General features: G+C 51.5%; 21 protein-coding genes and 1 tRNA gene. 11 read left to right on the top strand and 11 right to left on the bottom strand.

What is annotated here, in order from left to right; all coding sequences use genetic code 11:
* Window positions 1-106 precede the first annotated feature (106 nt).
* From pflA to AACS05_RS07380, 3 genes are all read left to right on the top strand, one after another.
* A complete protein-coding gene (gene pflA / locus AACS05_RS07390) occupies window positions 107-847 on the top strand; it encodes a pyruvate formate lyase 1-activating protein (RefSeq protein WP_045441255.1) in 741 nt (246 codons plus the stop codon).
* Between the two features lie 88 nt (window positions 848-935).
* Window positions 936-1,730: a hypothetical protein gene (locus tag AACS05_RS07385; RefSeq protein ID WP_052369272.1), complete on the top strand. Its 795-nt coding sequence runs from the start codon at window positions 936-938 to the stop codon at window positions 1,728-1,730.
* Window positions 1,731-1,826: 96 nt separating this feature from the next.
* Window positions 1,827-2,036: a PTS sugar transporter subunit IIA gene (locus AACS05_RS07380; RefSeq protein WP_081918189.1), complete on the top strand. Its 210-nt coding sequence runs from the start codon at window positions 1,827-1,829 to the stop codon at window positions 2,034-2,036.
* Here AACS05_RS07380 and AACS05_RS07375 read toward each other — a convergent pair.
* The 9 genes from AACS05_RS07375 to lrp all read right to left on the bottom strand — a co-directional run bounded on the left by AACS05_RS07375 (window position 1,976) and on the right by lrp (window position 15,706).
* Window positions 1,976-3,127: an MFS transporter gene (locus tag AACS05_RS07375; protein WP_045441254.1), complete on the bottom strand. Its 1,152-nt coding sequence runs from the start codon at window positions 3,125-3,127 to the stop codon at window positions 1,976-1,978. The two genes, AACS05_RS07380 and AACS05_RS07375, sit on opposite strands and share 61 nt — an antisense overlap.
* A 309-nt stretch (window positions 3,128-3,436) precedes the next feature.
* Window positions 3,437-4,300: a dimethyl sulfoxide reductase anchor subunit family protein gene (locus AACS05_RS07370; RefSeq protein WP_045441253.1), complete on the bottom strand. Its 864-nt coding sequence runs from the start codon at window positions 4,298-4,300 to the stop codon at window positions 3,437-3,439.
* Between the two features lies 1 nt (window position 4,301).
* Window positions 4,302-4,919 carry a dimethylsulfoxide reductase iron-sulfur subunit DmsB gene (gene dmsB, locus AACS05_RS07365; RefSeq protein ID WP_045441252.1) on the bottom strand — a complete coding sequence of 206 codons (618 nt, stop codon included), beginning with the start codon at window positions 4,917-4,919 and terminating at the stop codon, window positions 4,302-4,304.
* Window positions 4,920-4,929: 10 nt separating this feature from the next.
* Window positions 4,930-7,374: a dimethylsulfoxide reductase subunit A gene (gene dmsA, locus AACS05_RS07360; protein ID WP_045441251.1), complete on the bottom strand. Its 2,445-nt coding sequence runs from the start codon at window positions 7,372-7,374 to the stop codon at window positions 4,930-4,932.
* A gap of 236 nt (window positions 7,375-7,610) precedes the next feature.
* Complete coding sequence (gene serS, locus AACS05_RS07355) at window positions 7,611-8,903, bottom strand: serine--tRNA ligase (RefSeq protein ID WP_045441250.1); 1,293 nt, start codon at window positions 8,901-8,903, stop codon at window positions 7,611-7,613.
* A 92-nt stretch (window positions 8,904-8,995) separates the two neighbouring features.
* Window positions 8,996-10,339 carry a replication-associated recombination protein RarA gene (gene rarA, locus AACS05_RS07350; RefSeq protein ID WP_045441249.1) on the bottom strand — a complete coding sequence of 448 codons (1,344 nt, stop codon included), beginning with the start codon at window positions 10,337-10,339 and terminating at the stop codon, window positions 8,996-8,998.
* Window positions 10,340-10,349: 10 nt separating this feature from the next.
* Window positions 10,350-10,961, bottom strand: coding sequence for an outer membrane lipoprotein chaperone LolA (gene lolA, locus AACS05_RS07345; RefSeq protein ID WP_040233939.1), 612 nt, complete (start codon window positions 10,959-10,961; stop codon window positions 10,350-10,352).
* Between the two features lie 111 nt (window positions 10,962-11,072).
* Entirely contained in the window at window positions 11,073-15,077 is a 4,005-nt protein-coding gene (gene ftsK, locus AACS05_RS07340; RefSeq protein ID WP_045441248.1) for a DNA translocase FtsK, read from the bottom strand.
* 134 nt (window positions 15,078-15,211) lie between these two features.
* Window positions 15,212-15,706 (bottom strand): leucine-responsive transcriptional regulator Lrp, encoded by a 495-nt coding sequence (lrp, locus tag AACS05_RS07335; protein WP_002439523.1) that lies wholly within the window; start codon window positions 15,704-15,706, stop codon window positions 15,212-15,214.
* 547 nt (window positions 15,707-16,253) lie between these two features.
* Here lrp and trxB point away from each other — a divergent pair.
* From trxB to infA, 5 genes are all read left to right on the top strand, one after another.
* Window positions 16,254-17,222 carry a thioredoxin-disulfide reductase gene (gene trxB / locus AACS05_RS07330; RefSeq protein ID WP_045441247.1) on the top strand — a complete coding sequence of 323 codons (969 nt, stop codon included), beginning with the start codon at window positions 16,254-16,256 and terminating at the stop codon, window positions 17,220-17,222.
* Window positions 17,223-17,336: 114 nt separating this feature from the next.
* A complete protein-coding gene (gene cydD / locus AACS05_RS07325) occupies window positions 17,337-19,103 on the top strand; it encodes a heme ABC transporter permease/ATP-binding protein CydD (protein WP_045441246.1) in 1,767 nt (588 codons plus the stop codon).
* Complete coding sequence (gene cydC, locus AACS05_RS07320; RefSeq protein WP_045441245.1) at window positions 19,104-20,825, top strand: heme ABC transporter ATP-binding protein/permease CydC; 1,722 nt, start codon at window positions 19,104-19,106, stop codon at window positions 20,823-20,825.
* Window positions 20,826-20,869: 44 nt separating this feature from the next.
* Window positions 20,870-21,574 (top strand): leucyl/phenylalanyl-tRNA--protein transferase, encoded by a 705-nt coding sequence (aat, locus tag AACS05_RS07315; RefSeq protein WP_045441244.1) that lies wholly within the window; start codon window positions 20,870-20,872, stop codon window positions 21,572-21,574.
* Window positions 21,575-21,859: 285 nt separating this feature from the next.
* A complete protein-coding gene (infA, locus tag AACS05_RS07305; RefSeq protein ID WP_002211347.1) occupies window positions 21,860-22,078 on the top strand; it encodes a translation initiation factor IF-1 in 219 nt (72 codons plus the stop codon).
* Between the two features lie 78 nt (window positions 22,079-22,156).
* Here the strand turns inward: infA and AACS05_RS07300 are convergent, their stop codons facing one another.
* On the bottom strand, window positions 22,157-23,068 hold the full coding sequence (locus tag AACS05_RS07300) for a LysR family transcriptional regulator (protein ID WP_045441243.1): 912 nt from the start codon (window positions 23,066-23,068) through the stop codon (window positions 22,157-22,159).
* Between the two features lie 108 nt (window positions 23,069-23,176).
* Between AACS05_RS07300 and AACS05_RS07295 the strand changes: the two genes are divergently transcribed.
* The 3 genes from AACS05_RS07295 (at window position 23,177) to AACS05_RS07285 (ending at window position 24,967) form a co-directional block, all read left to right on the top strand.
* Entirely contained in the window at window positions 23,177-24,037 is an 861-nt protein-coding gene (locus tag AACS05_RS07295; RefSeq protein WP_045441242.1) for a pirin family protein, read from the top strand.
* Window positions 24,038-24,053: 16 nt separating this feature from the next.
* Window positions 24,054-24,731 carry an isochorismatase family protein gene (locus AACS05_RS07290; RefSeq protein ID WP_045441241.1) on the top strand — a complete coding sequence of 226 codons (678 nt, stop codon included), beginning with the start codon at window positions 24,054-24,056 and terminating at the stop codon, window positions 24,729-24,731.
* A 148-nt stretch (window positions 24,732-24,879) separates the two neighbouring features.
* Window positions 24,880-24,967, top strand: a tRNA-Ser gene (locus AACS05_RS07285).
* 106 nt (window positions 24,968-25,073) lie between these two features.
* Here the strand turns inward: AACS05_RS07285 and rlmC are convergent.
* A complete protein-coding gene (gene rlmC, locus AACS05_RS07280; RefSeq protein ID WP_045441240.1) occupies window positions 25,074-26,201 on the bottom strand; it encodes a 23S rRNA (uracil(747)-C(5))-methyltransferase RlmC in 1,128 nt (375 codons plus the stop codon).
* Window positions 26,202-26,237: the final 36 nt, after the last annotated feature.

Raw genomic sequence — 26,237 nt, 5'->3', positions numbered from 1 at the left:
CGCCAGCTATCTATACTTATGGATGACTGCCAAAACAGACTCGACACAGTGAACAACTGTGCACTAACACAGGCCCCGGATGGGCCACACCTGGAGAAACACCGCAATGTCAGTTATTGGTCGCATTCACTCCTTTGAATCCTGTGGCACCGTAGACGGCCCAGGCATCCGTTTTATCACTTTCTTCCAGGGCTGCCTGATGCGCTGCCTGTATTGCCACAACCGTGATACGTGGGATACGCACGGTGGCAAAGAAGTTACTGTCGAAGAGTTAATGAAAGAAGTGGTGACTTATCGCCACTTTATGAATGCTTCCGGTGGCGGCGTAACGGCATCCGGCGGTGAGGCCATCCTGCAGGCTGAATTTGTTCGTGACTGGTTTCGTGCCTGTAAGAAAGAAGGCATTCATACCTGTCTTGATACTAACGGTTTTGTTCGCCGCTACGATCCAGTTATTGATGAACTGCTGGAAGTGACTGACCTGGTGATGCTCGATCTTAAACAGATGAACGACGAAATCCATCAGAACCTTGTGGGTGTATCTAACCATCGTACACTGGAATTTGCTCGCTACCTGTCCAACAAAGATATTAAAGTGTGGATCCGCTACGTTGTCGTCCCCGGTTGGTCTGACGATGACGATTCCGCGCACCGTCTGGGTGAGTTTACCCGTGATATGGGCAACGTAGAAAAAATCGAACTACTGCCTTATCACGAGTTGGGTAAACACAAATGGGTGGCGATGGGCGAAGAGTACAAACTGGATGGTGTTAAGCCGCCGAAGAAAGAGACCATGGAGCGCGTGAAAGGTATCCTTGAGCAATATGGTCACAAAGTGATGTATTGATTTTTTGCCTCATCGAAACGGCTGCCATCAGGGCAGCCGTTTTGCTATCTAAAGCATCTGATATTCAGGTCATAACAAAGGAAAGGATGTGAAGCGCTTATTCATCTCAGGAGTTTTACTGCTGTCAGCCCAGTGCGTAAATGCCGCCAGCAGCTGCGATATCAATGCCATCGTCCAGCATGCGTGGCCAGATGCAACATCTACACCGCAGGGCATCATCACCAAAGATAACCAGGTTATCACCACCAGCGCCAATTCTCCCCAAAGCGCAATTTGCAAGGTCTGGCCGGCACAACCGGAGCTGACACTGGCAGCGGTTCCATTGATGTCTCAGCAGTATACCGATTACGATCACTCAGGCGATCTGGAACTTCTGGTACTGGATTCCGCTACCCTCAACGTCAAACAGCGATTAAATCTTCCTACGCGTATGGACGATGACGCTTTTCGTATTACAGGCATTACTCTTGATACAGCACGCTGGAAAGTTAAACCTAACCAGACTGCATTCGGCTTGCATATCATGCGCAACGGCAGCTCACGAGTGAACCCTATGAGTGAAGATGCACTGTCGCTGTTTGTCATTGAGGATAACCAGTTACGGACAATATTAAACGGTATTGTGCTTGAAAATAGCAGCGGCGAATGGGATGGAAACTGTGCAGGCACATTTAACGATGTTAAACGCACCCTGGCTCTGGAACCCGGCTCACAGAAGGGATACGCCAATATACGGGTAACCGAGAAAAACGTAGCATCCACCACACATACTGACGCCAATGGCGAGTGTGTATCAAAGGACAAACCAGGCAAAACGACAACATTGCTACGATATGATGGCAAGCACTATGTCGTACCCAAATCCCTTATGCCTCTGGAATAAGAGCACCATAACGTCTGAAAAGCAGCCATGAGACGCATTTGTCATTGCTATGCCTTGACCACGCCAGTATGTTTTCCTGGCTAGCCTGAAGTACGGATAATTATTGTACTTGTCGCATCTGATGGCACTCAGCATATCAGGATTATTCAACAGCTGGTGTGCTGGCTGGATGAGGCTGAGCATCTGCAACAACTCGCCACTGTTAGCAGCCAACAGGAACTTCACGCTATTTTACTTAATACAACTCAGACATGCGCCACAGAGTTTGGTGTATGCCCAGCCTTACGAAGCAGCATCAGCAAATAAATAAACGACACACTGGCGATCATAATAAACAACACGCTGTCAGAATAATTCTGCATCAGCATGGCGGTAAATGACGGTCCAAGCAGGCTACCCACGGTATAGCTTAATAACAGTGCCTGATTCATGGCGACCAGTTGATGATGCTCAACTTTCTCGCAGGCCCAGGCCATTGCTACCGGATAGAGGGTAAAACCTGCCGCTCCCAGCATGAACAACGCGGGTGCCATCGCCGCCTGATTCAGCATAGCGATACTACCGAGGATCACCACGAACACCTGCACACGCAAAACCAACAGACGGCCTAATTTATCCGCAAGACGACCAATCGGCCATTGCCCCAGAATCCCGGCGCTGACCAGAACGGCCATCCAGAAGCCAATGCTGGCATTGCTGACTCCCTGATGATTGAGATACAGCGGCATCAAACCGTACAAAGAACCCAGCACAATTCCGGAAATAATACAGCCATTCACGCCCAGACGAGCCTGTCGAAGCTTCAACATGGAGGCAATTGGGGTCGTCGAATGATGATCATCACTCTGTTGGTTCACAATGCGCGTAAAGAGCAACGGTAAGACACCGGCCAGGATCGTGCCAGTAACCCATGGCAGAACGCTCATTAATTCTGTCGATACTTTACTGACCAACAGCTGTCCTAAAAACGTCCCCACGTAATAGACCATCATATATGCAGCAAGTAAGCGTCCGCGATTACGCGAAGTTCCGCTGCACATTAGCGCGCTTTCCACCACCACCCAAATCATGGCGCAACCTACGCCCGCAATAAAGCGCCAGGTCATCCAGCTCCAGAATCCCACCATAACGCCCAATCCCACACAACCCACTGCAAAAATAAACGATGCAATGTAATAGCTGCGATTAAAGCCAAGGTGTCTAATTAAATACCCGGTAAGTAATGTCCCAATCAGATTGCCGGTGAAATAAGACGAGCTGACCACTCCCACTTGCCAGGTTGGCAAATTTTCATGGGCGAGCCAAAGCGGGACGAGCGTGTTTAACACGGCGATCGCCAGGGTCAATAGAAGCAGCCCGCACAGCAGCAGCATGACGGGTCGGGTATAGGTGGACATGAATAAAAACCGTGAGGAAGTTCAAATTTCATGCGCATCATGCCACTGCCAAAAACATTGTCAATCGGCTGACTACGGCCTGTAGCACGATTTCAATGTGATCGATTTGAAATACTAATTCTCATCATCAATGATGATAATCTGCCTGACGCCATCTGATTGTTTAAATTGATCTAAAACAAAACTGCCCCGTTACGTTCAGTCGAAAAATTTCATGGTTCATTTTGTCTTTTTTTCTGTTATTACCAGTCAGATGTAAAAAAACCGGGGTATTAACCCCGGCTTTCATATCATGCCGACAAACAGACTTTAACTGGCAACTGCCATGCCGACTGTCATATGCAGACCATAAAACACGCCGCGACCGATCAATTCACCCACCAACAGCAGTATAAATGCGACTGAAAGCAGTGGTATTGCTGGTTGATAGCCTTTTACTTGCGGCACTATCCAGCAGCACAGCGCTAAAGCCAATGCCACAATACGCCATGCCATCAGCGAACCGTAATCCGGCACAAGGGTAGATGCCTGCTGAATTGAACTGTGGATAGTTGCCAACTCAGCCCCCTGCATCACGGACATGATGGCGCTTACCACCAGTGCAAGTACTGAAATAGCCGGCAGCAGTCGCATTGCCCAACCATCAATTCCGGCAACGCGCAGCAGCAAATAACCCAGCAGTGGCCCCCCCATAAATAGCGTCAGGAAGAAGCCCAGCGGCGTCCAGATACTGAACCAAGTTGGTACCGTATCAATGGTGTTATACACACGTACCATCATCCAGACAAAAGCTACGCCCAGTACCATGGTGGCAACCAGCCAAAGATTACGTAATGCTGGTGACATTTTTTTCAATACCGCCAACAACCAACCGATACCACCAACGGCGAAGAAGAGCGAGCCGCTGGCGATTTCATTACTCAGTGCAGAAGAACCTACACGGTTGAGTGAGTTAAAGGCTCGCACAGGTGACCCCAGGTGCAGCATGGAAGCAATAAAACCGATCCCCATTAACACCCACAAGCCAAACATACAGGCAATCACACGTTGTTGTGATTCAGGGCGTAAATCCCCTTTCATCAGCGCCAGTGCCAGAACAATAAAGCCACCAACCACACACTGTCCGAAAACAGTGAAGATCATCAGCGGCCACTCATGCCATCCACTTCCCATCTTACACCTCCTTCGGATTTGCCAGATAACCCGTGGTATCCCCTGTAGGGCGGCTATTGGCGTTAGGCTTGATCACAATACAAGGTTTGGTGAAGTGCGCACCCGGCAATGGCGCAACCGCAGCCAGTTCTCCGTGCTTTTTACGCAGTTCATCAATCGGGCCAAAATCCAGTGCACGTAACGGGCAGGACTCAACGCAGATTGGTTTTTTACCCTCTGCAACACGGTCATGACAGCCATCACACTTGGTCATATGCCCTTTAGCAGCATTGTATTGCGGAGCGCCATAAGGGCAGGCCATATGGCAATAACGACATCCGATGCACACGTCCTCATCAACGACCACAAAACCATCTTCACGTTTGTGCATAGCTCCGCTCGGACAAACCTTGGTGCAGGCCGGGTCTTCGCAGTGGTTACATGCGATGGAGAGATAATAGGCAAAAACGTTTTGATGCCAGACGCCGTTATCTTCCTGCCAGTCGCCGCCAGCGTATTCATAAATACGACGGAAGCTGACATCCGGAGTTAAATCTTTGTAGTCTTTGCAGGCCAGTTCGCAGGTTTTGCAACCGGTGCAACGGCTGGAATCAATAAAAAATCCATACTGGGTTGTCATCGGTTACTCCTTACACCTTTTCAACCTGAACAAGGTTCGTATGTGACGGGTTCCCCTTGGCGAGAGGAGAAGGACGCTGGGTTGTCAGCACGTTAATACAACCGCCCTGATCCACACGTTTCACATCCGGGTCATACCATGCCCCCTCACCTAACGCCACAACGCCTGGCATCATACGTGGCGTTACTTTCGCCTCAATATGCACCTCGCCACGGTCATTAAAGATACGTACTTTGTCGCCGTTGTTAATACCACGTCTTTGCGCGTCCAGCGGGTTAATCCACATTTCCTGGCGGCAAGATGCTTTCAGAACATCAACGTTGCCATAGGTTGAGTGAACGCGAGACTTATAGTGAAATCCCGTCAACTGCAGGGGAAATTTATCCGCCAACGGATCGTTTAAGCTTTCAAATCCCGGGGCGTAGATTGGCAATGGATCAATCACGTCGTCTTCAGGCAGTTCCCAGGTTGCTGCGATATCCGCCAGTTCCTGAGAATAAATTTCGATCTTGCCCGATGGCGTGGTAAGTGGATTTGCTTTTGGATCCTCGCGGAATGCTTTGTAAGCTACGTGATGTCCTTCGGGATCGCGCTGTTTGAAGATCCCTTGCTTGCGGAACTCTTCAAACGTCGGCAATTCAGGTATCGCTTTGCGTGACTGCTCGTACAGATGACGCATCCACTCTTCCTGAGTACGACCCTCAGTAAACTGCTGCTCGACGCCCAGGCGTTTTGCCAGCTCGCTGGTCATTTGATAGATAGTCTTGCACTCAAAGCGTGGCTTGATGGCCTGGTCGGTGAATATCACATAGGACATATTCCCGCACGAAGCGTCGAGGGCGAAATCCATTTGTTCGGAAGCTGTGCAGTCTGGCAGCAAAATATCGGCGTATTTAGCCGAGGACGTCATATGGCAGTCAATGACAACAATCATTTCGCACTTCTTATCATCCTGAAGGATTTCGTGAGTGCGGTTGATATCGGAATGCTGGTTAATCAGACAGTTACCAGCATAGTTCCAGATCATTTTAATCGGAACGTCGAGTTTATTTTTTCCACGAACGCCGTCACGTAGCGCCGTCATTTCCGGGCCGCGTTCAATCGCGTCGGTCCACATAAACATCGAGATACTAGTTTCAACAGGGTTTTCCAGCGTAGGCATACGTTCAAACGGTAAACTGTAAGAGCCTTCACGCGCGCCGCTGTTACCGCCGTTAATACCGACGTTACCGGTCAGAATAGCCAGCATGGAAATAGCACGGGTAGCAATTTCACCGTTAGCATGACGCTGTGGTCCCCAGCCCTGGCTGATATAGGCGGGTTTGGCACTACCAATCTCACGTGCCAGCTTAACGATACGGTCAGCCGGAATACCTGTTATCTGCGCAGCCCATTCCGGAGTCTTCGCTATACCATCTTTACCCTGCCCGAGGATGTAAGCCTTGTAGTGGCCATTTTTTGGCGCACCTGCCGGAAGGGTTTTCTCATCGTATCCCACGCAGTATTTATCGAGAAACGGTTGATCAACCATATTTTCGCTGATCAATACGTACGCCAGACCATTGACCAGCGCCGCATCGGTGCCCGGTCTAATCGGGATCCATTCGTCCTCGCGCCCCGCACCAGTATCGGTATAACGAGGATCTATAATGATCATACGGGCATTTGACTTCTGCCTCGCCTGCTCAAGGTAATACGTTACCCCACCACCGCTCATGCGGGTTTCACCAGGGTTATTACCAAACAGAACAACAAGCTTGCTGTTTTCGATATCAGACGGGCTATTACCGTCCGCCCAGCCGCCATAGGTATAGTTCAGACCAGCAGCAATTTGCGCAGAAGAGTAGTCACCGTAGTGGTTCAGATAGCCGCCACAACAGTTCATCAAGCGAGCAACCAGCGTTTTTCCCGGCGGCCATGAGCGCGTCATGGTGCCTCCCAGCGTACCGGTACCGTAGTTGAGGTAAATAGACTCGTTACCGTAGTCTTTGATCAGACGTTGCATATTGCTGGCGATAATATCGTAGGCTTCATCCCAACTTATACGCTCGAATTTGCCTTCACCGCGCTTACCGACACGCTTCATCGGATATTTCAGACGGTCCGGGTTATAGACGCGACGACGCATGGAGCGGCCGCGCAGACAGGCACGAACCTGGTGCAGGCCGTCATAATTGTCATCGCCGGTATTATCGGTTTCAACATACTTTATTTCACCATCCACCACATGCATACGCAACGGACAGCGGCTACCGCAGTTCACCGTACAGGCGCTCCAGATCACTTTCTCATTGATCTGCGCCGGATTAATGGCTTCTGCGGCATTTGCTATGCGGGTAAATGGCAGGGTAAATGCGCTACTGGCCATCGCCAGTCCGCCTATCGCCGTCGTTTTTACCAAACCGCGACGACTCACCTCAGCTGCCAGTACGGCATCGGGGATCTTAGTTTTCATAGTGACTCACTCTGCTGCTCACAATAAACAAAAAAGAAATACTCGTTGTATAGATATTTATATATCGATATTATCGTTATACAGACTGGTATATAGTGAATTTGCGTAAAGACAGAGATAAATACTGACCTTCATTCGAAGGTAGTATTACCACTAATGAGGTAAGGGTTATTGTCCGGTATCAAGCAGGCATAAAAAAAGCGCCCACAGGCGCTTTTTTAACAGAAAAAGATGGCTTAACCGATGTATTCCAGACCATTCATATAGGGACGTAATACTTCCGGAACCTGAATGCGGCCATCAGCTTGCTGGTAGTTTTCCATCACAGCAACCAAGGTACGTCCCACAGCCAGACCAGAACCGTTCAGCGTATGCACTAAACGCGTCTTCTTGTCGGATTTGTTGCGGCAACGAGCCTGCATACGACGTGCCTGGAAATCCCACACGTTTGAGCAGGAGGAGATCTCGCGGTAAGTATTCTGCGCCGGGATCCACACTTCCAGATCATAGGTTTTGCATGCGCCAAAGCCCATGTCACCAGTGCATAGAATGATCTTACGGTACGGCAGTCCCAGCAGCTGAAGTACTTTCTCAGCATGGCCTGTCATCTCTTCCAGTGCGTCCATAGAATCTTCAGGACGAACAATCTGCACCATTTCAACTTTATCAAACTGGTGCATACGGATCAGACCACGAGTGTCACGACCGTAAGAGCCGGCTTCAGAACGGAAACATGGCGTATGCGCGGTCATTTTGATCGGCAGTGCATCTTCGTCAATGATCTCATCGCGTACCAGGTTGGTCAGCGGGACTTCTGCCGTTGGGATCAGCGCATAGTTACTGCTATCGGCTTCTTCGTCCAGCGGACGCGTATGGAACAGATCACCGGCAAACTTCGGCAACTGACCTGTACCGTACAGCGTGTCATGGTTAACCAGATACGGAACGTAGTTTTCGCTGTAACCATGCTGTTCGGTATGTAGATCCAGCATGAACTGAGACAGCGCACGGTGCATACGTGCAATCTGCCCTTTCATTACCACGAAACGAGAACCCGTTAGCTTAACCGCAGCAGCGAAATCAAGACCGGTATGCATTTCACCCAGCGTGACGTGATCGCGCACTTCGAAATCAAATTCGCGAGGAGTACCCCAACGGCTGACTTCGATATTGTCATTTTCATCTTTACCCACCGGAACTTCGTCCGCTGGCAGGTTAGGAATGGTCAGTGCAATATCGCGGATCTCGGCCTGCAAGGCATCAAGTTCAGCTTTCGCGGTATCCAGCTCTTCGCCCAGTTTGTTCACTTCCAGACGTAAAGACTCGATATCTTCTCCGCGCGCTTTTGCCTGGCCGATGGATTTCGATCGAGAGTTACGCTCTGCCTGCAGGTTCTCTGTTTGTACCTGCAGAACTTTACGACGCTCTTCAAGAGCGCGCAGCTTATCTACATCCAGCTTAAAGCCCCGGCTTGCCAGTTTTTCAGCGACTGCGTCTGGCTCATTACGCAGCAGATTGGGATCGAGCATGCTTATCCTGTGCTTATCGAATTAAAATAGGAGAAAGTGACCACAGCCTGCGATCACAGGGATACATTGCCAACATTACCGCAACGATCGCGCTAACGGTAGCGTTTTATAGGGCTATTTTGATCCTGCCCGGCAAGCCAGGCGAGCTTTTCGCCAATCTTACCCTCAAGACCTCTGTTTGTGGGGTGATAATAGCGCGTTTGTGCCAGTTCCTGCGGAAAGTACTCTTCACCGGCAGCATACGCATTCGGCTCATCATGAGCGTAGCGATATTCCTGTCCGTAGCCCATTTCTTTCATCAGCTTCGTCGGGGCATTACGCAAATGCACAGGCACATCATAATCCGGACGCTCGCGGGCATCAGCCAACGCTGCTTTATAGGCGGTATAGACTGCATTACTTTTCGGCGCACAGGCCAGATAAACTATCGCCTGAGCTATCGCTCGTTCGCCTTCTGCAGGCCCTACGCGAGTGAAACAATCCCATGCTGAAATTGCCACTTGCATAGCCCGTGGGTCGGCATTTCCCACATCTTCGGAAGCAATTGCCAGACAACGGCGCGCGACATATAACGGATCGCCACCGGCGGTAATGATCCGTGCATACCAGTAAAGCGCCGCATCCGGTGCGCTGCCGCGTACCGATTTGTGTAACGCCGAGATCAGATCGTAAAAGCGATCGCCTTTATTATCAAAGCGCGCGCTGCGCTCCCCGGCAATCTCAGTCAGTAATGCTGTCTGTAAAACACGTTTTCCGCTGTCATCGACTTCGGCCATATCAGCCATCATTTCCAGCGTGTTCAACGCCCTTCGCGCGTCACCATTCACCAGTTCCGCAATCGCCCGACGTGTTTCATTCGGCAGGACAATATCCTGTCCCCCGTAGCCACGCGCTTTATCTGTCATCGCCTGGTCCAGCACCTGCTCAATATCTTCGGTGGTTAACGATTTCAGTAGATAGACACGCGCACGCGACAGTAATGCCGAGTTAAGTTCAAAAGAGGGATTTTCGGTCGTGGCGCCAATAAATGTAATGGTGCCATCTTCGATATGCGGGAGAAACGCGTCCTGCTGGCTTTTATTAAAACGATGAACTTCATCCACGAACAAAATTGTACGCCGACCTGCATTGCGGTTCTGACGCGCACGCTCAATGGCCTCACGAATTTCTTTCACACCAGAGGTGACCGCCGAAATGCGTTCAACATCTGCATCAGCGTAGCGAGCAATCACTTCGGCGAGTGTTGTTTTACCCGTACCGGGTGGTCCCCACAAGATCATGGAGTGCAGGTGCCCTGCCTCAATGGCACGCGGCAAGGGCTTGCCTGCGGCCAGCAAATGCTGCTGGCCGATATACTGTGCTAAATTTTCTGGCCGCATACGCGCGGCCAGTGGCTGAAAGGTATTATCAGAAAAATCGAGCGACAGATTGCCCACTCACGCGCCTCTACTTACGTTGATCGTCCACCGTCACACCTTGTGGCGGGGTAAAGGTGAATTTTGATGGTTCAATTGCACCATTCTGCTGAGACTTCAGCTGATAGCTACTGCGTTGATCGTCCTGCTCGACAGCACTGAACTGATGGATTGTTCCATCACGCCCGACATTAATGGTGAACTGCTTCAGATTACCGCTGCTGGTTTTCGGGGTCAGCACAAAGTCATCACCGTTTTGCTTGATATTGTATTGTTGCCAGTCGCTGGACTGGTTGCGCGCAATCAGCATAAACGGTGTATTCCCCGTGGCATCTTTCAGCCAGGTGGCCGTTGCTTGCTCAACAAACGGGTTAAAGAACCACAGCGTTTTGCCATCGGATACCAGAATGCTCTCGTCAGGCTGTGTCATATGCCAGTTAAACAGGTTCGGACGTTTAACCCATAAGTCACCCTGACCTTCCTGTACTGCCGCTCCGCTGCCATCCGTCACCTTCTGGGTGAAGCTGGCATGGAAACTACTGACTTTATCCAGACGGCTTTTCAGATCGCTGGCAGCATCAGCCCAGACGCTGCTAACCACAAAGCTCGACAGTAATGCACAGGTGATTGCGATTCTTTTCATCGTTATTCCTCAAAATACGTCACTCCCGACGGGGAGATCCCTCTGCTATCCATTCCAGGCCAAAAATCAGCATGAGGAAAGTAGAAAATACTGAATTACTTAACTTTGCAATCAATCGAAGGGAGGCGGCGCCAGCACTTCACGATTACCATTATGTCCCTGCTCACTGACAATTCCCTGCGCTTCCATCTGTTCAATGATGCGTGCGGCACGGTTGTAACCAATACGGAACTGACGCTGAACGCCGGAGATTGAGGCCTTACGTTTCTCCGTGACAAATTTGACGGCCTGGTCAAACAGCGGATCCAGCTCTTCACCACCGTCAAAACCACCGCCACCGCCTTCGCTTTCGCTGTCGGAGGTAATGCCATCAACGTATTGTGGACGCCCACGCGCTTTCCAGTCCTGAACAACTGCATGCACTTCCTGGTCGCGCACAAATGCGCCATGCACACGCACTGGCATAGTGGAGTTAGGCCCGGAATAAAGCATATCCCCCATGCCCAGCAGAGACTCTGCGCCACTCTGGTCGAGGATGGTGCGTGAATCAATCTTACTGGAAACGGTAAAGGCGATACGGGTTGGAATGTTGGCTTTAATCAAACCAGTAATAACATCAACCGACGGACGCTGAGTCGCCAGTACCAGGTGGATGCCCGCCGCACGTGCTTTTTGTGCCAGACGAGCGATGAGTTCTTCCACCTTTTTACCGACGGTCATCATCAGATCAGCGAATTCATCTACCAACACGACGATATACGGCAGTTTTTCCAGCACAGGATGCTGAACGTCCATGCTATCGCCAGGTTTCCAGTACGGGTCAGGAATCGGACGCCCCATACGGGCTGCTTCAGCGATTTTCTCGTTATAACCAGCAAGGTTACGTACGCCAAGCGCCGACATCAGCTTATAGCGACGCTCCATTTCATTGACGCTCCAGCGCAAAGCATTGGCCGCATCTTTCATATCTGTAACAACTTCAGTCAACAGATGCGGGATACCTTCGTAAACGGAAAGTTCCAGCATTTTCGGGTCAATCATGATAAAGCGGACATCTTCCGGTTGTGCCTTGTACAGCATGCTGAGGATCATGGCGTTTACCCCAACCGACTTACCGGAGCCGGTGGTTCCTGCAACCAGCAGATGAGGCATTTTTGCCAGGTCAGCAACGACCGGCTCGCCTGCAATATCTTTACCCAACACGACTGTCAGCGGAGATGGATTTTCGCGGAACTTCGCGTTATCCAGAACTTCACGCAGATAGACGGTCTGACGTTTTTTATTCGGCAGTTCCAGTCCCACATACGGTTTACCTGGAATCACTTCTACCACACGCACCGCAACGGTCGACAACGAACGAGCCAGATCGCGGGAGAGGTTCGAAATACGCGCAGCTTTCACACCAGGGGCCAGGTTCAGTTCAAAACGGGTAATAACCGGACCCGGTGAATAGTTCACGACATCAGCTTTAATGCGGAAATCCGCCAGTCGGGCTTCAACCAGACGCGCCATTTGCTCCAGCGCAAAGGTATCCACTGGTTCAACTTCACTCGGCGGTGGCGTCAACAGATCCAGCGAGGGCAGCGGTGTGGTTGGACGTTGTACCGGGCGGCTGTCACCATTACGCATCAGTAATGGATGGATCAAGCTATCCTGCGGCTGCGGTGCTACAGGTTGTGGCGGCTGCTGATAATGCTGCTGCGGCGCTACAGGCTGCGGCGGCTGCTGATAATGCTGCTGCGATGCTACAGGCTGCGGCGGCTGCTGATAATGCTGCTGCGGTGCTACAGGCTGTGGCGGCTGCTGATAATGCTGCTGCGATGCTACAGGCTGCGGCGGCTGCTGATAATGCTGCTGCGGTGCTACAGGCTGTGGCGGTTGTTGATATTGCGGCGCTGGTGCAGGCTCCTCCGGCATCACGCTCGGGGTAAACAGCGGCTCATGCGGGCCGTCATCGACCAGAGCTTTCATCGGTGAGAATGCAAAGTCATCCAGTGAGAACGGATTAGCGCCCGCAGGTTGTTCGCCGGAATAGCGCTGCTGTTGGGAAGATGCAAACTGACGGGCTAACTCCGCTTCTGCAGCAGAATCTTCATCCTCAGCTTGGTTTGTACCGTCCTGATACTCTTCCCCATAACGATGCTGTTGGGACTGCGCGAACTGACGTGCCAGCTCATCCTGATGCATTGCATCAATTTCATCGTCACTATATTGCGTATCCGAATCAATTTGCTCTTCACGCGCTTTTTCTTCAGCAATTCGCTGCGACGGTAATTTTATGCCATACGAGGCCAGTTCACGACGCGTTGGCACGCGGACACGGTTCGGGCGTGGCAACTGCGGTCCAATACCTTCTTTCACCTGCGGACGTGGCGCACCACCAGCCAGACTAAACACAGGTGCGGCAGCAACGGCAGCCCCGGTAGCCAGAGCTGCATTTTTCGCCCCTGTGGCCATTGGTGCAGCGGCAACGACAGACTCAACTGGCGGTATGGCGGCAGTTGTCGGCATAGACGGTTTCACCCGTTCTGGCTCTGTCACAGGTTCCGGAATTGGCTGATACCATGCTGCGAGTTGTTCACGTTCGCGCGCACGTTTCTCTTCCACTTCTTCAAAATAGTAGAGCGGAGGACGAGCTGGTTTAGTCTCTTCAACAACCGGTTCCGGCTCAACAACAGGTGGCGGTTCAACAATGGATTGCTGATGAACAACTGGTTGCGATGGAATAGTCTCCTGCTGATAGACAGACTGTGGCTGGAGAGGAGCATTCTGCTGATAAACCGGTTCAGGTTGCCAGCTTTGTTCCGCTACCGGCTCTTGCGTCTGCCAGGGCATTTGCGATTCTGGCATCATCGGCTGCTCATAACCAACGTCAGCCACAGGAGGAACGGAATATTGCGGCTGGGGCTCAACAGGCGCCGGTTGTTGCCACGCTTCATAAGGTTGTACAGATGGCTGTGCGTACTGATTTGGCTGCGGATACCCTTCTGGTCCAGGCGCGATAGCCGGTTCACCAGTCTGTGGCCCCGGCGCAGATTGCCATGCAACTGCAGGAGTAGGCTGAACAGGAACTGTGCCCGATGCAGGCGGGGTTTGCATCAATGGGTCAACGGGAGCGCTCCAGGCCTGCGTTGCTGCAGTGGCCGCCGCCGCAGCTGCCACTGGCTCTGCTACAGAGTGTCCATTGAGAAGCGGATCGAATTCATCATATTCTGGCAACGTCGCCCGATTTCCAGAGAACAGGACATCATTAGGATCGGCAACGACGCCACGGGCGCTGTATTCTATTTCATCTTCATCATCCATGCGTTTGCCGGAGAACAGCGCAGCATCGGTGTGACGCCCAAGCGGGTTGGTAAATTTTTCAGCCAGGCGCTTACGACGCGCTAATGCGCCGCGAAGAATACGTGCCCGACGCGATTCATGCGGTTTTCCTTCGGCAGCGTCGACAAACTCGTCGTCTTCATATTCTTCATCATCGACCCAGGTATCATCACGACGAGTTCGGTTGCTGGCAAATGTCAGAATATTTAGCAGCCAGCCCCCTAATTTCTCCGCAATACTCACCCATGACCAGCCGGTAAACAGAGTTAACCCAGCAGCCCAGATACATAACAGTGTGAGCGTTCCCCCGCTGCTATGCAGCAGAGGTTGCAAAGTGGTACTTAGCAAACTGCCAATCACGCCACCTGAGGCGAAATACCAGATGTCGTCGGCATTGATTGCCGCCAGTCCGCAAGAAGTAAGAATCAGCGCCAGAACGCCGATAATGCGAAGCGACACGGCAAAATAATCAACGTATTCATCACTGGCCTGATGCCGCCAGGCAAACCAACAGCCGCCAACAATGATTACGGGAATGGTGTAGGCCATGACGCCGAAAATAAAGAACAGCGTGTCCGCCAGCCATGCGCCGGGTATTCCCCCCAGATTATGAATAGGCTCGTGCCACGCGGTTTGCGACCAGCTGGGGTCCGAAGGGTTAAAGCTGAGTAAGGCAGCCATCAACCAGACGGCAAAAAGGGCAATAAGGATGAGTAGCGCTTCCAGAAGTCGGCGCCCGCTGCTTAACTTCGTCAATGTGACGTCTTTGTCTTCAGTGTATTCCTGGCTCAAAAACGGCTCTCCAGGTTTCAGGCTTTTCCTGCCCGATGCTAAAACGGACAACAGCACCGGGTTACCCCGGCACTGTTGCTGTATGGATTAACAGGAGTGTAATCAAACTGAGTCGATTTTGCACCTGTTCCGTGTTAGCGCGTCTTAATAACCAGACGATTGCTCTGTTTTACTTCTTCCATAACCACGTAAGTACGTGTGTCATTCACGCCAGGCAGACGCAGCAGGGTTTCCCCTAATAGCTTACGGTAAGCTGACATATCCGGTACGCGTGTTTTCAGCAGGTAGTCGAAATCACCGGACACCAAATGACATTCTTGAATTTCTTCAAGTTTTTGTACTGCAGAGTTAAATTGCTCAAACACATCCGGGGCGCCACGATTCAGAGTAATCTCAACAAAAACCAGAAGTGATGCATCCAGATAATGCGGGTTCAACAGCGCTGTATAGCCCTGAATAAAACCCTGTCTTTCCAACCGACGCACACGCTCAAGGCAGGGCGTTGGTGAAAGTCCCACTCGTTTAGAAAGCTCGACGTTAGAAATACGCCCATCCTTTTGCAGCTCATTAAGAATGTTACGATCGATACGGTCGAGATCTTTGCCAGGGCGCTTCTTACTATCTACCATTATTATTGTCTCTCTGTATTCCTTCCCTACTCCTGCCTGACTCTACAAACATCACTGTTTAGAGCCGCTACCCATCATAATAACCCGAAACCCAGAGGGATTTACGGTGCGCAATGCCTGGGTTTACGGTGAGAAGACCGTTGCCTGTCGGCGGCTATCGACATCACGAATGGCATCTGTCCACGCCATGCGTAGATTTCGCTAACTCGGTAAACATGTTATCTACATGCATGATTATGCAGCATATACATGACACAGTTTTTTTCTTCCTTGAATGTTTTCGCAAAACAGCAGGGGATTGTCAAAGCAAAACATCGATTTTTAGTACAACATGCCAGTTATTCATTGGGAGTGATGGAAAATCGTCATTTTATCACCTTATAACTGACCGATTTTAAGTAGAAATCGTTATAATATTACCGTCGTTTTTAGCAATCATCGGTTTCTGCTATTACACATATTGTTAACAAAATCGCCATACTCTTTTTTTACGTTCGTAAATTCCCTACAATCCTGCTCATTGCCTGCCAACAACTATGGGGATCTCATGGGCACGACCAAACACAGTAAACTTCTTATTCTGGGCTCAGGCCCTGCGGGATACACCGCCGCGGTCTATGCTGCGCGTGCAAACCTGCAACCGGTGTTGATTACCGGTATGGAAAAAGGTGGTCAGTTGACCACAACGACAGAAGTGGAAAACTGGCCTGGCGATCCGCACGATCTCACTGGCCCGTTGCTGATGGAGCGTATGCACGAACACGCGACGAAATTTGAAACCGAAATCATTTTTGATCACATCAGTAAAGTTGATCTGCAAAATCGTCCGTTTCGCCTGACCGGTGACAGCGGCGAATATACTTGCGATGCACTGATTATCGCCACTGGCGCTTCAGCACGCTATCTTGGTTTACCTTCAGAAGAGGCATTTAAAGGCCGCGGCGTTTCCGCCTGTGCGACCTGTGACGGTTTCTTCTATCGTAACCAAAAGGTTGCGGTTATTGGCGGTGGTAATACCGCTGTAGAAGAAGCATTGTACCTGGCGAATATCGCTTCTGAGGTTCATTTGATCCACCGTCGCGACAGCTTCCGTGCTGAGAAAATCCTCATCAAACGTTTGATGGATAAAGTCGAGAACGGCAACATTGTGCTGCACACTCACCGCACTCTGGAAGAAGTTACCGGCGATCAAATGGGTGTGACCGGACTGCGTCTGCGTGATACCCAGAATACTGACAACGTTGAGTCTCTCGACGTCGCAGGATTATTTGTCGCTATCGGCCACAGCCCGAACACCGCCATTTTCGACGGTCAGCTTGAACTGGAAAACGGCTACATCAAAGTCCAGTCCGGCATTCATGGCAATGCAACGCAAACCAGCATTCCTGGCGTATTCGCAGCCGGCGACGTAATGGATCATATCTATCGTCAGGCGATTACCTCGGCAGGTACGGGGTGTATGGCTGCCCTCGATGCTGAACGCTATCTTGATGGTCTGGCTGACGCCTGCAAATAGTTTTTACAAATCAGTAACAAAAGTAAAAAAGGCGACTATAAGTCGCCTTTATTTTTGCCTCGTTGTAACATTGTCCTGCCCAAAAATTCCAATAACTCACCTGCTAAGCGAGCAATGAATAAAACCCGTCAAAAAGAGCTAACCCACTGGTTAAAACAGCAAAGTGTCATTTCACAACGCTGGCTAAATATTTCACGTCTGCTGGGATTCGTGAGCGGGCTGTTAATTGTCGCTCAGGCCTGGCTCATGGCTCGTATTCTTGAGCATATGATCATGGACAACATTCCCCGAGAGGCCCTTCTCCTCCCCTTCATCGTGCTGGTATTGATATTTATCCTGCGTGCTTGGGTTGTCTGGTTACGTGAGCGAGTCGGTTTCCATGCGGGACAACACATTCGCTTTGAAATTCGCCGTCAAGTTCTGGACCGCCTGCAGCAGGCAGGTCCGGCATGGATACAAGGTAAACCCGCCGGGAGTTGGGCCACCCTGGTGCTGGAACAGATTGACGATATGCATGATTACTATGCGCGTTATCTGCCGCAAATGGCGCTTGCCGTCTGTGTACCTATATTAATTGTGGCAGCAATTTTCCCTTCAAACTGGGTAGCCGCCCTTATCCTGCTGGGCACCGCACCGCTGATCCCGCTCTTTATGGCAATGGTCGGTATGGGAGCAGCAGATGCTAACCGTCGTAATTTTCAGGCACTTGCCAGACTCAGTGGCCATTTCCTCGACCGCTTAAGGGGCATGGAGACGCTGAGAATATTTGGTCGCGGAGAAGCTGAAACAGAAAGCATTCGCGCCGCATCGCAAGATTTTCGTCAGCGCACCATGGAAGTCCTGCGTCTTGCGTTCCTTTCCTCGGGTGTACTGGAGTTTTTCACGTCACTGTCGATCGCCCTGGTGGCGGTTTATTTTGGTTTTTCTTACCTCGGCGAACTCAACTTCGGTCATTACGGAACTGGCGTAACGCTGGCTGCTGGTTTCCTGGCTCTGATCCTTGCCCCAGAATTTTTCCAGCCTTTGCGCGATCTGGGTACGTTTTACCACGCGAAAGCACAAGCGGTAGGTGCTGCAGATAGTCTGAAAACATTCATGGAAACGCCGCTTGCTCACCCTGAGCGTGGTGACATTGAGTTGGCAGCAAAAGAAGCCGTTTCGATTGAAGCGGAAGATCTGGTCATTACATCACCGGAAGGCAAAATTCTGGCAGGGCCGCTCAATTTTTCTCTGCCAGCAGCTCAACGTGCGGTGCTGGTTGGTCGTAGTGGCTCAGGTAAAAGCTCCCTTCTGAACGTTCTGTCCGGTTTTCTCTCTTATCAGGGGTCATTGCGGATTAACGGCTTTGAGCTTCGCGATTTATCGCCTGACTCCTGGCGTAAACAGCTCTCATGGGTTGGTCAAAACCCGCAACTTCCCGCCGCGACGTTACGAGATAATGTGTTGCTGGCACGTCCTGATGCCAGTGAACAACAGCTTCAGGCCGCGCTCGACAGTGCCTGGGTAAGCGAGTTTTTACCTTTGCTTCCTCAGGGTGTAGATACGCCAGTAGGCGATCAGGCGGCTCGACTTTCTGTCGGACAAGCACAACGCGTTGCCGTTGCCCGCGCTCTGCTTAATCCGTGTCAGTTACTGCTGCTCGACGAACCCGCTGCCAGCCTTGATGCTCACAGTGAACAACGCGTAATGCAGGCATTGAATGCCGCATCACGCCGCCAGACCACGCTGATGGTGACGCACCAACTCGAAGATCTTGCCGACTGGGATGCTATCTGGGTCATGCAGGATGGACAAATCGTCGAGCAAGGCACTTATGCTCAACTTAGCGCAGCCAACGGCGCTTTTGCGACGTTGCTGGCTCACCGTCAGGAGGATATCTGAATGCGCGCCTTGCTACCCTATCTGACGCTTTATAAACGTCACAAATGGATGTTAACGCTAGGCATTGTTCTGGCGATAATCACGCTGTTGGCAAGTATCGGTTTGCTGACCCTGTCAGGCTGGTTCCTTTCCGCCTCCGCAGTTGTTGGCGTGACCGGGATTTACAGTTTTAACTACATGCTCCCGGCGGCAGGCGTTCGGGGAGCAGCAATCACCCGAACCGCAGGCCGTTATTTTGAGCGACTGGTCAGCCACGACGCGACATTCCGCGTGCTGCAGCACCTGCGTATTTATACCTTTAGTAAACTGCTGCCGCTTTCTCCTGCTGGTCTGGCCCGGTATGGCCAGGGGGAGTTGCTTAACCGTGTGGTTGCTGATGTCGACACGCTCGATCATCTCTATTTACGCGTGCTCTCCCCGCTAACAGGAGCATTTGTGGTCATCGTGGTAGTGACGCTGGGACTTAGCGTTCTCGATCTAACTCTGGCGATCACACTTGGCGGCATTATGCTGCTCACCTTGTTTATTTTGCCCCCAATCTTTTATCAGGCCGGAAAAAGCACCGGGCAAAGTCTGACGCATCTGCGCGGTCAATATCGTCAGCAGTTAACTTCATGGTTGCAGGGGCAGGCTGAACTCACCATTTTTGGTGCCAGCGAACGCTATCGTGCACAAATGGAAGCGACAGAAATGCAGTGGCATGAAGCTCAGCGTCGTCAGTCTGAATTAACCGCGCTGTCCCAGGCTGTCATGCTACTCGTTGGCGCTCTGGCCGTAATAATGATGTTATGGATGGCCTCTGGCGGTGTGGGCGGAAATACCCAACCGGGTGCACTGATTGCCCTGTTTGTCTTCTGCGCGCTGGCTGCTTTTGAAGCTCTGGCGCCTGTCACCGGGGCGTTTCAGCATCTTGGCCAGGTGATTGCTTCGGCTCTGCGTATCACTGAACTGAGCGAACAGCAGCCGGAAGTCACCTTCCCTGAGGCGGGCTCCTCGGTCACTGAACAAATAACGCTCACGCTGCGCGACGTTTCTTTCAGCTACCCTGGACAGGCGCAAAACGCGCTGGATACTCTTTCCTTGCAGGCTAAACCCGGTGAGCATATTGCAATTCTTGGTCGTACCGGCTGCGGAAAGTCAACGCTTCTGCAATTGCTGACGCGTGCCTGGGACCCACAAAGCGGCGAAATTCTGATCAACGAACAGCCAATTTCGGCCTTAAGTGAATCCAGTCTGCGTCAAAGCATCAGCGTTGTGCCGCAACGCGTGCATCTGTTCAGCGCGACATTACGCGATAACCTGCTGCTGGCCGCACCACACGCCAGTGATGAGGTATTGTCCGGAATGCTCAGCCGGGTCGGTCTGGAAAAGCTGCTGGCGGATGATGGACTTAACGCCTGGTTAGGTGAAGGTGGTCGTCAACTTTCAGGTGGCGAACTCCGCCGTCTGGCCATCGCTCGTGCATTGTTGCACGATGCCCCATTGATGCTGCTGGATGAACCCACCGAAGGGCTGGATGCCACAACAGAAAGCCAAATGCTTGAATTAATTGGCGATGTGATGCGAGATAAAACCGTACTGATGGTTACGCATCGTCTGCGCGGGCTGTCACGTTTTGATCAAATAATAGTGATGGACAACGGACACATTATTGAGCAAGGTAATCACGCAGATCTGTTAGCCCGGCAGGGTCGTTATTACCAGTTTAAGCAACGTCTGTAAGCTATTATTGAACGATCCGACTCGCGTAGTGGAGTTTCGCTGTCATGCGCCTGGTGCAACTTTCTCGTAATTCTATCGCCTTCCCGTCGCCGGAAGGCGCTTTACGCGAACCTAACGGTTTGTTGGCGCTTGGCGGCGATCTCAGCCCTGCCCGCTTGCTCATGGCATACCAGCGCGGGATTTTCCCGTGGTTTTCACCTGGCGACCCGATCCTCTGGTGGTCACCCGATCCGCGAGCTATTTTGTGGCCTGAGACATTTCATATTAGCCGCAGCATGAAACGTTTTCATAAACATTCACCTTATCGCGTAACTCTCAATTATGCATTTGGCCAGGTTATTGAAGGCTGTGCAAATGACCGGGAAGAAGGCACCTGGATAACGCATGATGTGGTTGACGCATACCATCGACTCCATGAACTGGGCCATGCTCATTCTATTGAGGTATGGCGGCAAAACGAATTAGTGGGCGGTATGTACGGCGTATCACAAGGTACACTTTTCTGTGGCGAATCGATGTTCAGTCGTCAGGAAAATGCTTCCAAGACCGCACTGCTTGTATTTTGCGCTGAATTTATACGTCAGGGTGGAAAACTCATCGACTGCCAGGTGTTAAATAGCCATACAGCGTCGCTGGGCGCAGTTGAAACTCCCCGGCGGGAGTACCTTGAACACCTGAGCAGACTGCGCCAGCAGCGGCTACCCAGCCATTTTTGGGTACCGAGAAGGTTATTTTCACCTCAGGTGTGAATGTTTTCGGCACATTTTTTGTCGGGGTGTTATAATTGTGCCGCAGAGTTGGTTTAGCCCATTACCCCGCCGCCGTTAAGGAACAGTTCGCGTCAGGCAACGCCTATCGTTTATCTCATCGTTCCCTTACACGTTGCGCTTTTAGTGCGGCTTTGCCGTGTGTGGTTAGAGTAATGCGCCAAACCTGATTTGCTGTGTTTTAAACGCGCAAATCTTTACTTATTAAAAGAACTTCGGCATTATCTTGCCGGTTCAAATTACGGTAGTGATACCCCAGAGGATTAGATGGCCAAAGAAGACAATATTGAAATGCAGGGTACCGTTCTCGATACGTTACCTAATACCATGTTCCGCGTAGAATTAGAAAACGGTCACGTGGTTACTGCACACATCTCCGGTAAAATGCGTAAAAACTATATCCGCATCCTGACGGGCGACAAAGTGACTGTTGAGCTGACCCCGTACGACCTGAGCAAAGGCCGCATTGTCTTCCGTAGTCGCTGATTGTTTTCACGCCAGTCCGGCGTCCAGATAATAAAAGGTCGGTTTAGCCGACCTTTTTTGTGGATCGGGGTTAAGAATTTAATCCTCGATCATTCGCGCATATTCTTCCGTCAGGAAATCCACCAATGCGCGTACCGACGGCAATAATCCCCGGCGTGATGGAAAGACTGCGTGAATAATCTCTCGCTTAGGTTCCCACCCGTCCAGTAATGCCACCAGTTCACCCGCCGCTAATTGATCTTTTACCATCAGTTGCGGAAGTTGAACAACACCAACTCCCGCTATCGCCGCTTCGCGTAATGCCAGCATATCAGTAGTAATCATACGCGGCGTAAAATGAACCTCCGCACGCGCGCCCTGTGGGCCAAATAACTCCCAGCGATGAACATGTTTACCGGATGCCAGACTCAGGCCCGGCCAGCGAGTCAGGTCTGCTGGAGAGTGTAAAGCGCCCATTTGAGCTATTAATGTCGGGCTGGCATACAGCCGATGTCCCCTATCCGCAAGCACCCGCATGACCAGATCGCTGTCCTCAAAAGGGCGTGGCCTGACGCGAATCGCAACATCCAGGCCTTCCCCTACGACATCAACCCGTCGGTTCGTGGCCTCAAGCTGTACCGACACATCCGGATAACGCGCCATAAACCTGGCCAGCATGGGACCAATATGCACATGCAGCAAAGTGACCGGACAGGTCAGTTTTACAATTCCACGCGGCTCAACCTGCAACGCGGCAATAGCATCCTGTGCCGCCTGCGCTTCCACCAGCATCGCCTTACAATGCTCGTAAAATGTCTGTCCAACTTCAGTGACATTAAATTGCCGGGTAGTTCGTTGAATCAAACGGACGCCCAGTCTCTCCTCCAGTTGCGCAATTCGTCGGCTGAGTTTTGATTTAGGTTCATCCAGCGCTCGCCCGGCAGCAGCGAATCCCCCCTCTTCGACTACATGAACAAACCACGCGAAATCATTGAGATCCAGCTTCGCCATCGCATTGTCCTATTAATGAGACTGTGAAGACTATTTTAGCGACTACTCAGCTCGCTGTCATGAATATAAGCTTATTCACATCAAGCTAATGCCCATGAGGAGACAAATATGAAACAAGTAACAGGCGTCTACACAGCACCTCGCCCACACTGGGTTGGCGATGGATTCCCGGTTCGCTCAATGTTCTCTTACCAGTCTCATGGTGAGCAGTTAAGCCCTTTCCTGCTGCTGGATTATGCCGGTCCGCATACATTCACGCCGGGTAGCGAAAAGCGCGGCGTGGGAGAGCACCCTCATCGTGGCTTTGAAACGGTGACCATTGTTTACAGTGGTGAAGTTGAACATCGCGATTCAACGGGTCGCGGCGGCGTTATCGGCCCGGGTGACGTGCAGTGGATGACGGCGGGGGCCGGGATCTTACACGAAGAGTTCCATTCGCCTGAATTTACCCGTAAAGGCGGCGAGCTGGAAATGGTACAGCTATGGGTGAATCTGCCAGCAAAAGACAAAATGACTGCGCCGGGTTACCAGGGTATCAGCAGCGACGTCATCCCTACGGTCACCCTGCCAGATGATGCTGGTACTGTTCGCGTTATTGCGGGTAGCTATCAGGACATAAAAGGTCCGGCGCATACGTTCTCCCCGTTAAATGTCTGGGATATGCACCTGCAACGCAACCATCAGGTCATGTTGCCCCAGCCTGAAGGATGGAGCACCGCGCTGGTCGTACTGAAAGGAAATATTAGTGTCAACGGCACCACGCCCGCGAGTGAAGCGCAGCTAGTGGTATTAAGCCAGCAAGGTAAAACAGTACACATTGAAGCCAGCAGCGATGCCAGCGTGCTGCTTCTATCTGGCGAACCGTTGAATGAGCCGATTGTAGGTTACGGCCCGTTTGTGATGAACACGAAACAAGAAATCGCTGAAGCCGTACGCGATTTTAACTCCGGCCGCTTTGGCCAAATCTGAATCGAAGGAGAATACGATGTCCAGTCCTGCAAATTTTAATGGTTCACGCCCGGTCATTGATGTGAATGATTCGATCATGCTGCTTATCGATCACCAGAGTGGACTCTTCCAGACCGTAGGCGATATGCCAATGCCGGAACTTCGCGCTCGTGCCGCCGCGCTGGCGAAAATGGCAACTCTGGCGAAGATGCCAGTGATTACAACCGCATCTGTCCCACAAGGCCCCAATGGTCCATTGATACCGGAGATCCACGCCAACGCGCCACATGCCCAATACGTGGCGCGTAAAGGTGAGATCAACGCCTGGGATAACGAAGACTTTGTTAATGCTGTAAAAGCGACGGGGCGTAAGACTCTGATTATCGCCGGTACCATTACCAGCGTATGCATGGCTTTCCCGGCCATCAGCGCGGTTGCGGAGGGTTATAAAGTCTTCGCCGTGATCGACGCATCGGGTACATACAGTAAAATGGCGCAGGAAATCACCCTCGCGCGTGTTGTTCAGGCTGGTGTCGTACCAATGGATACCGCAGCAGTCGCCTCCGAACTGCAGGGTACATGGAACCGTGAAGACGCCGCAGAATGGGCGGAAGTGTATACAAAAGTATTCCCGGCTTATCAGTTACTGATCGAAAGCTACAGCAAAGCCCAGGAGGTCGTGACAAACGGCGAAAAACTGGACTCTCAGCGCTAATAATATTCTCCGTGCTTGTCAGAGCGAAGAATATGTACATTGCGTGACCAAACGAGTATGAACGCGTAAATTCTGCTTGACCGTTTTAGCGCAACTCCCTATAGTAGCGCCCCGTTGCCCCCCAAGCGGTCAGGCAGCAATACAATATGGTGAGGTGTCCGAGTGGCTGAAGGAGCACGCCTGGAAAGTGTGTATACGGCAACGTATCCGGGGTTCGAATCCCCGCCTCACCGCCATATTTGAAGAAGAGCTCGTACGCAAGTACGGGCTTTTTTTTCGCCTGTTGCGCATGTCAGATACGATGCAAGCAGCGCATCCGGCATTCTCGTTGATGAAAATGAATTATCGTCTGCTGAGCAACGTTAACACTTCATAATGGGCGGTATGAGGGAACATATCGAATATCTGCACGCGTTCAATGTGGTATTCCGACAGCTCGCGAATATCTTTTGCCATCGTTTGCGGATTACAGCTGGAATACACAATAAAACGTGGCGCCATTCTGGAGAGAAAATCACACAGTGGTTTTCCAATTCCACGACGCGGCGGATTAACCAGCACCAGATCAGGCACTTCTTCCTGCGCCGTGGCAAATTGAGTCGAGTCCAGCGCCTGGAAATGCAGGTTCTGTAGCCCGAGTTCCTGGGCAGACTGTTTTGCACAGGTAATCGCCTCTGGCGCGATTTCAATACCCGTCAGTTTCATCTGTGGCGTAGCGCAATGCAGACCAAAGCCCCCGACACCGCAAAATAGATCCCACATATGGTTAACCGGAAGCTGACGGACCCAGTTACGGGCCGTGGCATATAAACAGCTGGCCACCTCCGGGTTGGTCTGAAAGAAGCTCTGCGGGCGTATCCACAGCGGAACATCGTTGAAGCGTTCTGCCAGCGCCTGCTGTTCTGTCAGGAAGATTTCCATCTCCCCTTCCATAATCGCCATATGCACCGGCTGAATATTGGCCGTAATCACCTTCAACTGTGGCAGTTGTTCCTGCAGCCACGGCAGCGCAGTGCGCAGCTGTGCCAGTTTAGCGTCTGAACGTAAGACAAAACGCAGCATCATGCCGCCATCGAACTGACTTTCGGTTAACAGAATATATTTGAGCTCTCCCCGCTTGCGTGCAACGTTGTAAGGAGTAAGCCCTGCGCGCGCAATGAAGGGCTTTAACACTGCAAATACCGGGGAAAATGAAGTGGGATAGAGCGGGCAATCGCACAAATCCTCTGGCGTGCCGTCGCGATGCAGCATACCCAACAGCGGTTTTTCCACGCTGCCGCTGACCACCATTTTAGCTTTATTACGAAAAGCGCTTTCCGCACCACTGACCGGTGCGCACCATTCCCCGACCGAAAAATCGACCAGCAAATTCTGGAGATCGGCTGTTTTAGTGGAGAGTTGATCGCCAACTGGCTGTGTTATCCACTGACAGGAACGACAGCGTCCGGCGTCATAAAGTGCGCACTGCATACGGAAACCTTCAAATTAACAGGGGCGAAGATTATA

Source organism: Citrobacter sp. S-77 (genome assembly GCF_963864895.1).
Taxonomy (GTDB): Bacteria; Pseudomonadota; Gammaproteobacteria; order Enterobacterales; family Enterobacteriaceae; genus Citrobacter; species Citrobacter murliniae.
Note: the sequence above shows the minus strand (reverse complement) of the source record. Positions and strands in the feature narration are given on the sequence as shown.